General features: G+C 56.1%; 14 protein-coding genes. 7 read left to right on the forward strand and 7 right to left on the reverse strand.

The features are described 5' to 3' along the window. Positions 1-35: 35 nt before the first annotated feature. Positions 36-1,151: a histidinol-phosphate transaminase gene (locus tag H6G62_RS16335; protein ID WP_190497022.1), complete on the forward strand. Its 1,116-nt coding sequence runs from the start codon at positions 36-38 to the stop codon at positions 1,149-1,151. Between the two features lie 8 nt (positions 1,152-1,159). On the opposite strand, the gene H6G62_RS16340 is transcribed toward H6G62_RS16335, so the two are convergent. Next, positions 1,160-1,591: a hypothetical protein gene (locus tag H6G62_RS16340; RefSeq protein ID WP_347239366.1), complete on the reverse strand. Its 432-nt coding sequence runs from the start codon at positions 1,589-1,591 to the stop codon at positions 1,160-1,162. A 291-nt stretch (positions 1,592-1,882) separates the two neighbouring features. Then, the gene (locus H6G62_RS16345) at positions 1,883-2,566 is read right to left on the reverse strand and encodes a GNAT family N-acetyltransferase (protein ID WP_190497024.1); all 684 of its coding nucleotides are present in this window, start codon (positions 2,564-2,566) and stop codon (positions 1,883-1,885) included. 85 nt (positions 2,567-2,651) lie between these two features. Between H6G62_RS16345 and H6G62_RS16350 the strand changes: the two genes are divergently transcribed. Next, entirely contained in the window at positions 2,652-3,590 is a 939-nt protein-coding gene (locus H6G62_RS16350) for a hypothetical protein (protein ID WP_190497025.1), read from the forward strand. 14 nt (positions 3,591-3,604) lie between these two features. After that, entirely contained in the window at positions 3,605-4,735 is a 1,131-nt protein-coding gene (locus H6G62_RS16355) for an FAD-dependent oxidoreductase (RefSeq protein ID WP_190497027.1), read from the forward strand. Positions 4,736-4,737: 2 nt separating this feature from the next. Here H6G62_RS16355 and H6G62_RS16360 read toward each other — a convergent pair whose 3' ends face one another. Together H6G62_RS16360 and galE are read right to left on the reverse strand one after the other, a co-directional pair. Continuing rightward, positions 4,738-4,920, reverse strand: coding sequence for a hypothetical protein (locus H6G62_RS16360; RefSeq protein WP_190497029.1), 183 nt, complete (start codon positions 4,918-4,920; stop codon positions 4,738-4,740). 957 nt (positions 4,921-5,877) lie between these two features. Beyond that, complete coding sequence (galE, locus tag H6G62_RS16365; RefSeq protein WP_190497031.1) at positions 5,878-6,870, reverse strand: UDP-glucose 4-epimerase GalE; 993 nt, start codon at positions 6,868-6,870, stop codon at positions 5,878-5,880. 193 nt (positions 6,871-7,063) lie between these two features. On the opposite strand from galE, the gene H6G62_RS16370 reads away from it, so the two are divergent. Beyond that, positions 7,064-7,222 (forward strand): hypothetical protein, encoded by a 159-nt coding sequence (locus tag H6G62_RS16370; protein WP_190497033.1) that lies wholly within the window; start codon positions 7,064-7,066, stop codon positions 7,220-7,222. A 441-nt stretch (positions 7,223-7,663) separates the two neighbouring features. Here H6G62_RS16370 and H6G62_RS16375 read toward each other — a convergent pair whose 3' ends face one another. Then, on the reverse strand, positions 7,664-8,329 hold the full coding sequence (locus tag H6G62_RS16375) for a phosphoribosylanthranilate isomerase (protein ID WP_190497035.1): 666 nt from the start codon (positions 8,327-8,329) through the stop codon (positions 7,664-7,666). Positions 8,330-8,432: 103 nt separating this feature from the next. On the opposite strand from H6G62_RS16375, the gene psaK reads away from it, so the two are divergent. Together psaK and H6G62_RS16385 are read left to right on the forward strand one after the other, a co-directional pair. Next, positions 8,433-8,705 carry a photosystem I reaction center subunit PsaK gene (gene psaK, locus H6G62_RS16380; RefSeq protein ID WP_242052119.1) on the forward strand — a complete coding sequence of 91 codons (273 nt, stop codon included), beginning with the start codon at positions 8,433-8,435 and terminating at the stop codon, positions 8,703-8,705. A gap of 98 nt (positions 8,706-8,803) precedes the next feature. Continuing rightward, positions 8,804-10,006, forward strand: coding sequence for a site-2 protease family protein (locus tag H6G62_RS16385; RefSeq protein ID WP_190497037.1), 1,203 nt, complete (start codon positions 8,804-8,806; stop codon positions 10,004-10,006). Positions 10,007-10,035: 29 nt separating this feature from the next. Here H6G62_RS16385 and H6G62_RS16390 read toward each other — a convergent pair whose 3' ends face one another. Beyond that, on the reverse strand, positions 10,036-10,500 hold the full coding sequence (locus tag H6G62_RS16390; protein WP_190497040.1) for a YbjN domain-containing protein: 465 nt from the start codon (positions 10,498-10,500) through the stop codon (positions 10,036-10,038). A gap of 188 nt (positions 10,501-10,688) precedes the next feature. Between H6G62_RS16390 and H6G62_RS16395 the strand changes: the two genes are divergently transcribed. Next, on the forward strand, positions 10,689-11,381 hold the full coding sequence (locus H6G62_RS16395) for a rhomboid family intramembrane serine protease (protein WP_190497042.1): 693 nt from the start codon (positions 10,689-10,691) through the stop codon (positions 11,379-11,381). Between the two features lie 230 nt (positions 11,382-11,611). Here the strand turns inward: H6G62_RS16395 and H6G62_RS16400 are convergent, their stop codons facing one another. Beyond that, the gene (locus tag H6G62_RS16400; RefSeq protein ID WP_190497044.1) at positions 11,612-11,992 is read right to left on the reverse strand and encodes a hypothetical protein; all 381 of its coding nucleotides are present in this window, start codon (positions 11,990-11,992) and stop codon (positions 11,612-11,614) included. Between the last annotated feature and the right edge of the window lie 193 nt (positions 11,993-12,185).

Genomic DNA, 12,185 nt, shown 5'->3' on the forward strand with positions numbered 1-12,185 from the left:
ACAGTCTTGGCAACCGTAAACGAGGGTTTTGGGGTATGGCGCTGGCGTTTTTGCGGTCGGATGTGGTGAATCTCGCGGCCTATCAGCCCCATCCTGGCACCCCCGACGAGGTGGCGGCGGTGACGCTGGATCCCCTCGACACCAACGAATGCCCTTACGATCTGCCCACCCCCCTGAAGGAAAAACTGGCCTGGGCGGTGCAGCACACCATCGCCGCCAACCGCTACCCCGACGGGGGCCACGCCGACCTCAAGGCCAGCATTGCCGCCTACGTGGCCGAAGCCGCTCCCGGCATTGCCGCCCAGCACCTCTCAGTGGGCAATGGATCCGATGAACTGATCCGTTCCCTACTAATTGCCACCTGTGTCGGCGGTGAGGGGGCGGTGCTGGTGGCCAATCCCACCTTTTCGATGTACGCCATTTTGGCCCGCACCCTGGGCATTCCGGTGGTGACGGTGGGGCGCGATGAGGAGAGCTTTGCTGTGGATTTGGAGGCTGCCCAGCAGGCCATCGACCAACCCGCAGGGCCACCGATTCGGCTGGTGTTTATGGTGCACCCCAACTCACCCACGGGCAACGCCCTCACCAAGGCGGAACTGGCTTGGCTGCGACAACTGCCGCAGGACATTCTGGTGGTGGTGGATGAAGCCTATTTTGAATTTAGCCAACACACCACCGTTTCTGATGTGCTGCAACGTCCTAACTGGGTCGTGCTGCGGACGTTTTCTAAGGCGTTCCGCTTAGCGGCGTTTCGGGTGGGCTATGCCGTGGCCCATCCTGCCCTCACCGAGGCACTGGAAAAGGTGCGTCTACCCTACAATTTGCCCAGTATCACCCAAACCGCTGCCGCCTTGGCCCTGGCCCATCGCCAGGAGTTGCTGAGCATCATTCCCGAGATCCAGGCTCAACGAGACTGGCTATCCACCGCCCTATCCACCCAAACGTTGCTTCAGCCTTGGCCCAGTACCGCCAACTTTATCTATGCCCGCCCCAGCCTGCCGCAACGGTCGATGGGGGAGGAACTTGCCGATTGGTTTCACCAGCTCAAGGCCCAGGGTACGTTGATTCGCCATGCGGGCGGTGGCCTTCGCATCACCATCGGTAGCCCCGCCGAAAATCAGCGCACCCTGCGGCACATCGCCCAGGTGTGAGGAGCAACCTAGACTAAATCCCTGGCCCGACGCACGGTGTAGGGCAGCACCCCCACCAGCAGCGCAAAGGCTTCGTCCGGCACCTGATCCACGATGCTAGGGTCAAAGTAACTCTTAAATTGCTCTAGAATCATGCGCGCCCGGTCGATGGCCGCAGGTTTGTCTGTGAAGTTTTGGGTGAGGCGTACCCATTGCAGGCGAATTTTCAGCGCCTTTTGCTGCTCCTCTGGGGAGGTGGAGGGCAACAACGAGAGACTGCCCAAGGGGATGATCCCTCGGCAATCGTCATCTAGGCCACCCCCCACCGCAGCACCAGGGCCAGCAAACTCGGTATAAAACTCCTTGTGGATGATTAACCCGTTGCGGCGACGACTGTTGACAATCCATAGATCCGGGCTGCGAATCTTGGTCAGAATGTCATCATTTTCAGCAGATGACACGCTCTGCCCCTCCATTAGTGTGGCTTGATGTCGCGTGGCCATGGAAAAGCACAGGTCATTGAGGTCATATTTTAAAGCAGCTATACCCAACTTTTGGCGGAAAGCGTCAGGTTCTGATAAAGGATGCATCAATTCCTAGGGCCAAAATATAAACATTTCATAAATTTCGATAAACTTTTTTAACAAAAACCTTGAACAAAACGTCCTGACGATTATTGGCCATCATCCGGCTCTGCCATCTATACCCCCCTGGCTCCGGTTTGTTTGCCGCCAGCGCCATCGGAGAATGGGCTAGGCCATGCCATCCCTAGGCGTTGACAAAAGGGTTTTCTGGAGTAGCAGACGACGGGGCTGAAGCCCTAACCACACGGCCAGGGTTTCCTCCGTTTGAAAGACCTCAAACCCCGCCCGCCGATAGAGCCGCCGTGCCCCTGGATTATCTTCCATCACATGGAGGTAGAGGTGGTCAAGTTGCCAGGTCAGCGCTAGGGTTTCGCAAGCCGTCAGCAGTTGGGTCGCCAAGCCCCGCCGCCGACTGCCCGGAGCCACCGCTAAATTAGAAATGTAGGCATACCTCGCATGGGTGCCCTGCCAAGGCCAAGACTGCCTTTGGGCCACCTCCACCGTGCCCACAATCTGTCCTCGATCAACCTCTGGGTCAGCCTTTTCTCCGGGGAGATCTGCCGCATCCACCGTCACGATGGCCAGGCAGGCATAGTGGGGGCGATTTAGCTTCAGGCGTTGCTTCAAGTCTTCCTGAATGCCTAGTTTAGCCAGGGGGTAGAGCCAAGCCAACCAGCCAGTGCGATCATAGAAACTACTCGCTAGCACCTCCGTCAGTTGTTCTAAATCCCCTAGCTTGGCTATCCGAATGTGCGGCGTGGGCCAATCCTCAGTCGCAGCCCAGTTTGCCGCTGGGCTAGGTGGCGATGGAGCCTTGGCCCGCAAAGACGCATCGAAGGTAGATTCAGCCATGACACCTAAAAGTACGCCACTATGCCAATCGGGGAAGCTACGGGACAACTATAGCGTTTCCTTCCCTCGCTTAGGCTAGTATCCCATGACAGCCTCGCCCTTTCTCACTCGATTGGAGGTCTATCGTGACCCCAAACCCCTTTGGCCCCTAGCCGCAGGGTTGTCTGTTCTGGCCCATGGTGTCTTGCTGCTGGGCCTATCCCCCTGGGCCAAGGTTGCCCCCGCCTCGGATCCCAATCGTCCCCAGGCTATTCCCATCCAGATCCTAGCCCTGTCATCCCCTTCAGCCTCCCCCGCCCCAGGGGCTATCCAAGAAGACGCTACCCCAGTCTATGAGGAGCCCCCACCTGCCCTGGAGAGCCCCCCATCCGCACCGCCGGATCGGCCCCTGCCTGATCTCCCGTCACCCCAGGCGTCTCAATCCCCATCCTCAGCCTCCCCAACGACACCGCCCCCTGCCCCTGCCCCTATCCCTATCCCTGCCCCTATCCCTGCCCCTATCCCTGCCCCTATCCCTACCCCGACACCTGTCCCCATCTCCCCGACCGTGACGCCATCGCCAGCCGTGACGCCATCGCCAGCCGTGACGCCATCACCAACCGTGACGCCACCCCCGACCGTTACACCACCGTCCACTGTTACACCTAGTCCTCGTCCTACCGGAGGTCAACTTTGGCCCTTGGGCGTTAGTCCTACCGCCTACGGTCGTGATTGGCCAGATACCCCGCCCCAGTTGTTGAACACAGCGGCCATTGCCGTAGATCCTTGGTTAGGCCCATGCGGCGTGGCTGACGTGGGGGCCATGGCCAGTCCGGGGACTACCGTGCAGATACCGCTACGGGTACGGGTAGAAGCCGATGGCCATATCTCCGCCGCCTATGTGGATGTCAGCAGCGGTAACCCTGCCCTAGACAACCTGGTAATCTGCATAGGACAGCGGCAACTGCGATTAACCCCGGCCTCGGTGAATGGGCAACCCCACGTGACCGATGCCTATCAAGTCGAAATGCAGGTGCAGTTTTAGGAGGAGCGACCAGAATGTGGGATGTGATTGTAGTCGGTGCGGGGATGAGTGGCATCACCGCCGCGCAACGGCTGTCCCAGGCGGGGCATCGAGTATTGGTGCTAGACAAGTCGCGAGGGCTAGGGGGACGCATGGCCACGCGCCGGGTGGCTTGGCCCCAGGGTTCCAGCGAAACGGTGGTGGTGGATCATGGCTGTCCGTTGATTCAGTCACCCACCCACCTGGGCGAATCCTGGCTCAGGAATTGGGTCGATCAAGGCATCCTACAACCCTGGACACCCGCTGAATTGATCCTGGCGGCCAATGAACCGTGGGCTTCCCGCCCTGATCAGAGGGACGTTGGAAATCGGTACTACATCTCTCCCCTGGGGATGAATGCCCTAGCTAAGGCGATGGCAACAGGGTTGACCATTCAACGCCAGAGCCGAGTCACCCAGGTTTTGCCCATAGCGCACGGATGGCGGGTAGATTGGGTCAATGATGCGGCGGATGCTGGCCTTGAAGCGGCGACCCCCTTAGAGGCACGGGCGCTAGTGTTGGCTCTGCCAGCGGCGCAAATTATCCCCATCCTGGCTCCATCCGTGGGCCAAAATGCGGCTCTGGCGTCTTTGGTTACTGCCGCTGAGGCGGTGACCTTTGACCCAGTGATTACCGTGATGGCAGGCTATTCCCCAGACAGCCCAGCTAATATCGGGGTAACGGGCAACGACTTAACGGTTAACCGCGCACCCTCAGCAGGGTGGATAGTTCGGGGAGAAGGCCATCCCGTGCTGCGTTGGCTGGCCCTCGATAGCCGTAAGCGCCCCCAATCGCCCTATCCGGTGGTGGTGGCCCACAGCACGGATTCCTTTGCCAGTGATTATTTTGACGCGACGGATCTTCTCCCTGTGGGGCAAGCCATGTTAGCTCAAGCGGCTGAATCCCTAGGCAACGGGTTAGATCAGCCTGTCTGGATGCAGGTTCATCGCTGGCGCTACGGCTTTGTCCACAAAAGTCACCCTGCCAAAGCACTGTACACCGAAGCGGTGCCGACCTTGGCAGGGTGTGGCGATTGGTGTGATGGGAAAGGCATGGAAGAGGCGTGTCTCTCTGGAGAGGCCGCTGCTCGCCACATTCTTGAGGGACTTGACGCGATAACAGCCTAAGCCTACATAGCCGCAGAGTAATCGTTCCCCTCTTTATTGGCATTCTCGCTGTTGCCTTCTTCGTCGGCCCCACGGTTATTCCGTTTGAAGAAACGCTGCCCCCCAGAGCGCTTTTTGCGGAACTTACGGGCATAGGCTTGGTTGCGCAGTGCTTTTTCTTTCTTGGGATTGCGACGCTTCGACATTAGATAACCTCAGACAATAGGGCAGCCGTGATCAGAATCAAGGGCTAGGCACTCAAGGAAAGAAGTCTGTAGCCAGACTACAAAACGCCGAAAGAGTGAAAGGGCGGCATTTTGCCGAAACGTTGGCTGTAACAACAGCGTCTGGACGATCTGCCCGAGTAGAAACCAGTGAATCAATCATCACATGACCAGAGGTTCACTCTAGCACATCTATGCAAGCCCCTAGGCAATTCACGGAAATCTCGCAGCAATTCTCGTTTTGGCTTAACGGGTAATAACCTGGCTAGCTGGTTAGTTGACAAAACTAATCGGCAGCATGGTAGTACGTGTGTATTTTAGAGTCAATTCAATAGGTGCATTGCTTGTGCGGCTTCCGTGATGCCCTGGTGAACTCAGGATCGCGATTATGGGTAAAACGGATGTGACGGATAAGTGGTCATCCGTTGTCTGAGGCTGCTTTCGGTCAATCCCTGTCCATGCAAAGCGAGCGATTACCCCGAAACCAATGGGGGGCAACCCACCGACGTTTAGCCTTCGCGACAACCCTCAGCGCCTTAGACAATGACATAGAGGTTCGCGACGGCCAAACCGCCTTCCAAAAGGCCTGCCACTTGGAGAGTGCCCCCTAGACAGCGGCCTAATCTGATAGCGGGTTTCACTCGAATGAAGTACACCGCTAAGATCCCCCAGCCCCTTATTCAGGGGGAAGGTGAATCTTCCACAGCAATATAGCGGATTTCAACCGAATGACGTACATTGCGACGATCCCCCCTGCCCCCCTTCATAAAGGGGATACAGAGTGAAACTTAGGCAGCTAGGTACTGGACGATCTCAAGCCTAGAAAAGGCGTACCTCACTCTACTAAGAACCGCTATAAACTGGGGGATCTGAAGCTAAACAGACCTGTACCTCACTGGAGCGAGAACCGCTATAGATCTAGATGATCTCTTAATGTCCTTAATGTCGTTTTTGGTGCCAGTTCCAGGCGTGTTGGATAATGTCAAACAGACTAGGATAATTAACTTGCCATCCTAGATTCTGCTTGGCTTTCTCCTGGCTCCCGATCAATACAGGTGGGTCTCCAGGCCGACGCGGACAATATTCCACTGGAATCGGTTTTCCGGTGACTTCACGGGCCGTTTGAATGACTTCCTGGACAGAAAAGCCATTGCCGTTACTCAGATTAAAGATGTCACTCTGCTCACCCTGAAGAAGGTATTCCACCCCCAACACATGGGCTTGGGCTAAATCCATAACATGAATATAGTCTCTAATACAGGTGCCGTCCGAGGTAGGATAATCAGTGCCAAATACCGAGATAGAGTCCCTGTGACCCAACGCTGTTTGCAGAACAAGCGGAATCAGATGCGTCTCAGGTAAATGATCCTCCCCTAACAGAGAATCAGGGTGAGCACCCGCCGCATTGAAATACCGAAAGATAACATATTGCAAACCATAGGCCTGATCGAAGTCAGCTAGAATACGCTCAACCATGAGCTTACTTGCCCCATAGGGGTTAATCGGCTTTTGAGCCTGATTTTCAGTGATAGGTACACTTTCAGGGATGCCATAGGTTGCACAAGTCGAGGAAAAGACAATGGATCTGACCCCCGCATCAACCATGGCTTCCAGTAAAGTTAGCGTCCCTACAACATTATTTCGGTAGTATTTCCTAGGCTCCGTGACCGACTCCCCTACATACGCAAATGCAGCGAAATGAATGACGGCATCGATGGAATATTTTTGAAAGATACTATCCAAGAGTTGACGATCACTAATATCACCAACAATCAACTCGGCTTTTAATGTAGATTCAACTAAGTCTCGGTGTCCGTAGACGAGATTATCAATAATGACAACATTATACCCAGCTTTCTCAAGAAGAAAAACGGTATGTGAACCAATATAACCTGCTCCACCAGTAACCAGAATAGTAGAGGGCTGTATCATCAGTAACTCCGTAGTGATGGATTTTTGAACTTGGACACGAATTAAAAGTCTTGGTCAGTTTAGTAATCTAGAAACGCTAATTCAAATTTCAGATGAGATTATATGATACCAGACTAGATGTCATTAGACAGGGCTATTTCATTCTAAAAATGGTCTTGAGGGTATCCAGTCCAAATTTGCAGAGACGTTCAGCTTGCGCCATATTGGAGAAGGCATTGCAGCGGGCAAGATTAATCGCGAAGTTACGGGCGACCGCGAAAATCTGCGGGAACTGGTGTATGCGGATGCGCGACGCATCTTCTCCCTAGGTCACACCGCGAACGGGTGCACCTTGTTTTCGACGCCCCAATAGCCCCGAATGCGCTGGGCAAAGGATTCCGCCGATGCGGCACTGATCTGCTAAAGTGGGATGCCTTGTAGGGCGCTTGCTATATGAGGGCTCTAGGCAACCAGAAATCAAGGATCATACTTTTGAAACCAGTGCCACCATTAACACCCTAAAACGCTGCTAATTCAGCAGCCTATGCCTATCTCCGCCATTGCCCAACGTCTCCACGCCTTCGCGAACTACGTGGTCGAATACCTGAAGGGAGACGAAATTAGCAAAACGTCATCCATACTGGGCAAGAATTTGATGCGTCTCGCTATCACTAACACATCCTACGAACTAGGGGATTCCTACCACGCAGTCGGCTGGAACCTGAGGTCATTGGCTAGAGTGACCGTGTTCCCGGTTTGCTTCATCACAAACAGCCCTTGTTGATAGGCATAGCGGTCTATCCCCTCATCCATTTCAATCCCCGCCACCGCACCGTGGATTGGGTAAGCACCGTAGTTGATGAAATAACTGTTGGACTAGGGCGAGATCTTTAATGCCGGGGCGGGTTTCTACGCCACTAGAGAGATCGATGCCGTGGGGGTGGAGGTTAGCGAGGGCTTGATGAATGTTGTCAGGGCGCAGCCCTCCGGCTAGGAACCAGGGACAGGGGGGGGCAAAGGTTTGTAGGGCTGACCAGTCTAGGGTGAGGCCCGTGCCGCCGAGGTGGTCGGGGTGGTAGGCATCCAGCAGCAGGGCATCCACAGTGGGGGCGTAGGTCAGGGCTTGGTCAAGATCCGCCGTGGTACGGACGCGGATGGCTTTAATGAGGCGGTGGTGGGGTAGGGCTTGGCGGAGGTGTTGACATTGTGCTAGGGTTTCGGCCCCATGGAGTTGCACTGTGTTGAGGCCCGTTTGCTGGACGACCGCGAGGAGGGGGTCTAGATCGGCGTTGGCAAAAACGCCCACGCTACCTCCCCGCCAGTCATGCTCGGCCAGGGTTGTCAGGATGGCGGCAATCTGGGCCGGGGCCACGTAGCGGGGAGATTGGGCCACGCAGATGAAACCGAGGTCGGTGGCTCCCATGTGGGTGATGGCTAGAGCCTGTTCCGCCTGGGTGATACCGCAAATTTTCACCTGCATATTAGACCTGCATGTTAACTCTATTGAACATTCCGCCAGTTCGATTCTACGGCTTCCTATAATCCAGAATGATTCAAAACTGCTTTAGTTGGGAGACATAACATTGCTGAATACCTCACTGCTGATGGCCTTCACCACCCCCACCACCCCCGAATGGTCCTTTAAGGTGGCGCTGATTATGATCACCTGCAATTTGTTTGTGCTGGCCATTGGCAAATACGCCATCCAGCGGCCTGGGGTGGGGCCAGCCCTACCCGCCAACCTGCCCATGGTGTTTGAGGGCTTTGGTTTGCCAGAACTGCTAGCCATTGGCAGCTTTGGCCATATTCTGGGCGCTGGAATGATTTTGGGCCTAGGAAACGCTGGGTTGCTGTAGTTCTCCCCCAGCCAGTTGTCTAGAATAGGGGCATCTCCCCCGGCCTTAGCCCATCCTTCAGGGGTAAGGCCGGGGGATGTTCTTCAGAGGGTTTGGCGATGCAATCTGGCTGGCGCGTGGGGTCTATTCTGGGTATTCCCCTATTTATTGACCGTTCTTGGTTCATTATCCTGGTGCTGATTACCCTGGCCAATGGCCTCAATCCCGATTGGCAAATGCAGTGGGGCGAGTTGGCGTGGGTGATGGGCTTTGCCATGGCGCTGCTGCTGTTTGGGTCGGTGCTGCTCCACGAACTGGGCCATAGCGTTGCGGCTAAATTACAGGGCATTGGGGTCAATTCCATCACCCTGTTTTTGTTTGGTGGCATTGCCTCCATTGATCGCGAATCCAAAACCCCTTGGAATGCCCTCAAGGTAGCCATTGCGGGGCCATTGGTGAGCTTTGGCCTATTTTTGTTATTGTCGGGGTTGGTGCAGGTTTCGCCCCTGCCTGCCCCAATACGCCTGGTGTTGGTCAACGTTGCCTACATCAACTTGGTGTTAACCCTGTTTAACCTTATCCCTGGACTTCCCCTTGATGGCGGCCAAGTGCTGAAGGCTCTGGTGTGGAAGGTGACCGATAGCCGCATTCAAGGCATTCGCTGGGCGGCGCGGTCGGGGCAAATTTTGGGCTGGCTGGCCATTGCCCTGGGCCTAGGCAGAATTTTGTTCAACCAAGACTACTCTGGCCTGTGGATTGCTGCCATTGGCTGGTTTGCCCTGCGCAATGCTGCCGCCTACCAGCAGGTAACCAGCCTCCAAGAGGCGATGCTCGCCCTCACCGCCGCCGATGCCATGGTGCGCGATTTTCGGGTGGTGGATGCCCACACCAGCCTACGCAGCTTTGCCGAAGCCTACCTCCTAGAGGATCACCATCCCCCCGCCTACTTTGCGGCGTCGGAAGGGCGCTACCGAGGGCTCGTTAGCATCGACGCCATTCGCACCATCGAGCGCGGCCAGTGGGATCAGCGCACCCTCCAAGACATTGCCCAACCCCTGCTTACCATTCCCTCCGTGCGAGAGAATACACCCCTCGTGGAAGCCATCGCCAAGCTGGAGGATTTAGCCCTGTCCAGTCTCACCGTGCTCACCCCCGCCGATGCAGTGGCGGGCGTCCTCGACCGGGGGGATATTGTCCGCGCCATTGCCGACCGCCTGGGGCTGGGGGTGGCTCCGGCTATGATTCAACGCATTAAGGAAGAGGGGGAATATCCCCCTGGGTTTCAATTACCCGCCATTGCCCGATCCGTGGCTGAGGATTAACGCTGGAGGGTGAACGCGAACCATCAGCCCTAGCCAAATTCCGCCTGGAGGGCGTCGTCGGAGTCATCGGCAATGGTGGCCACGATGGTCATCAGTCGGGAAATTTCGGCGGCGGAAATATCTTGCAGAATACGGCTGGAAATCACGATCACCTGGTTTCCCGACAGGCCAAAACGGGCCTCTAGGGTATCGTAACAGTTTTTCTCCAGCAGAGACTTCATCAGCCCAGGCTCATCCTTGGTGGGAAGGGTCAGCACTGGGGACCAGATGGTGAGGGTATCCGAGTCGGTTTCCCCGGTAAGTTGAACATAGACATCGACGCTGCCGTATTTAAAGGTCCATAGGTGCCCTTCGGCATTTTTTTGCACAAGGGGGCCATCCCCCTGATCCAGGCTCGTCAGCACGGCCTCAATGGTCTGAATATAGGAGGTGCTTTCCATCGCATCATCGGAAGTAGGGGCCGACAGATCGAGATCTACGGTGTTGGCAGTCATCACACAAAGTTCCATCTAGGCAGTCACAAGCCGATAATAGCGCCCCCACCCCAACCCCCGACACCATCCTGAATTAAATTGAGACAGAACCACTGGCCCCCCTCGCCCCTAGGGGTGTACCCACTCACCCCGATCAACGGCAATGTGCCTAGAATGAAGACCTCAGACTAATGTGACTTTCCTCTGCCGTGGTTCCTCTCCGCGACGACAACCCCACCGACCTCACCCCCATCGTCGTCTATGGGATTATTGGCCTCAACTTGGCGGTATTTGGAGTACAGCTTAGCCTTTCCCCCCAGGGGCTAAACCAGTTTTTTGTCGATTGGGGGGTGGTGCCCGCCCAACTGAGCGCCAGTCTGCGGGGACAACTTGAAGCCCCCCTTTACGAATGGATCACCCTGCTGTCGTCGCAGTTTCTCCACGGCGGCTTTTTCCACATCGGCGGTAACTTGCTCTATCTGTGGATTTTTGGCAACAACATTGAAGATCAGCTCGGCCACGTCAAATTTCTGATTTTTTACCTGTGCTGTGGGGTGATGGCTGGGCTCACCCAATGGGCCTTCGACCCCGCCTCCACCGTGCCCACCGTGGGAGCCAGCGGGGCCATCGCCGGAGTGATGGGAGCCTACGTGCTGCGCTTTCCCAGGGCGCAAATCCTCACTTTGCTGCCGTTGATCATCGTCTTCACCACTGTCCGCATTCCCGCCATCTTTTTCCTCGGTATCTGGTTTGCCCAGCAGGCAATCTTCAGCCTTGCCACCCTCAGCGACCAGGTGAACCTCGGATCCTCTGGTGTGGCCTACTGGGCCCATTCCGGCGGCTTTGTCTTTGGGATCATTCTGGGGCCAATGCTGGGTCTCATGAAACCCCAACGCCCCTAAGTCCAGTATCAGCCCTGGGCCAGATACGCGAGGATAGCGATCTTGGTAGCCGACATTCCGCAGGTTGACAGGGGTTCATTTCGGAGGTAGCACTGGCAGGCGGGAAAGCCCATAGGGCGAGTGATTTTGCGGCGCTCATCCGAGAGGTTGCTAACCTGCTGGGATGAGCCGATAGAGACCAAGTGAGTGGCCTGAAACGTCGGGCAATGCCCACTCCCCAGCCTCAAAGATTAAGCGGCAATAGTTTCCGTGTGGTGCCAGTGGAGGATGCCGTTATGTTCGTCGCAAATTACTAAGCCAAACCATTCTAGGCGTTCCAAGTTTTCGGTGATGGTATCGAGTTTTTTCTTAGTGTTTTTTCCGGTGAATTGGGCGGCAATTTGAGGCACTGTCCATTCTCCGCTGCTGGTGCGGAGCAAGTCTCGAATGGCGGCGAGTTGAGCTTTGGGCTGGGTGGGCCACTTGCGCTGTTCTACGGGTTCTACGATGGTTTCGGTTTCGGTGCCGATGCCGTCTAGGGTGGCTTGGACGGGCTGGGCTTGCTCTGGGGCTTGATACTCTGGCCGCAGCCAGATTGCGTTCTTCTTCGGCGCGTTGGGCGTTGAGGGCAACGAGGCGTTCGAGGATGAGGTCGTTGAGGTTGGCCTGTGGCCCCAGACCCTCGGCCCTCACCCCCGGCCCCTCTCCCAGGGCGGGCTACTTAGGAACGTGGATTGAATAAGATGCAATCCTGAGGGCTGAGCTTCTATCCTAGAGAGGCGGCGAAAAGAACCGAGAGATGACCACCCCCTACCCCACCTCCGT

This window comes from Phormidium sp. FACHB-1136, assembly GCF_014697375.1.
Classification (GTDB): domain Bacteria; phylum Cyanobacteriota; class Cyanobacteriia; order Phormidesmidales; family Phormidesmidaceae; genus Nodosilinea.

Excerpts from the sequence above, each read along its gene's own strand:
- H6G62_RS16335 (WP_190497022.1), top strand. The coding sequence starts at position 36 with ATGGCGCTGGCGTTTTTGCGGTCGGATGTGGTGAATCTCGCGGCCTAT.
- H6G62_RS16345 (WP_190497024.1), bottom strand. The coding sequence starts at position 2,566 with ATGGCTGAATCTACCTTCGATGCGTCTTTGCGGGCCAAGGCTCCATCG.
- H6G62_RS16360 (WP_190497029.1), bottom strand. The coding sequence starts at position 4,920 with ATGTCGAAGCGTCGCAATCCCAAGAAAGAAAAAGCACTGCGCAACCAA.
- galE (WP_190497031.1), bottom strand. The coding sequence starts at position 6,870 with ATGATACAGCCCTCTACTATTCTGGTTACTGGTGGAGCAGGTTATATT.
- H6G62_RS16350 (WP_190497025.1), top strand. The coding sequence starts at position 2,652 with ATGACAGCCTCGCCCTTTCTCACTCGATTGGAGGTCTATCGTGACCCC.
- H6G62_RS16385 (WP_190497037.1), top strand. The coding sequence starts at position 8,804 with ATGCAATCTGGCTGGCGCGTGGGGTCTATTCTGGGTATTCCCCTATTT.
- H6G62_RS16390 (WP_190497040.1), bottom strand. The coding sequence starts at position 10,500 with ATGACTGCCAACACCGTAGATCTCGATCTGTCGGCCCCTACTTCCGAT.
- H6G62_RS16355 (WP_190497027.1), top strand. The coding sequence starts at position 3,605 with ATGTGGGATGTGATTGTAGTCGGTGCGGGGATGAGTGGCATCACCGCC.
- H6G62_RS16375 (WP_190497035.1), bottom strand. The coding sequence starts at position 8,329 with ATGCAGGTGAAAATTTGCGGTATCACCCAGGCGGAACAGGCTCTAGCC.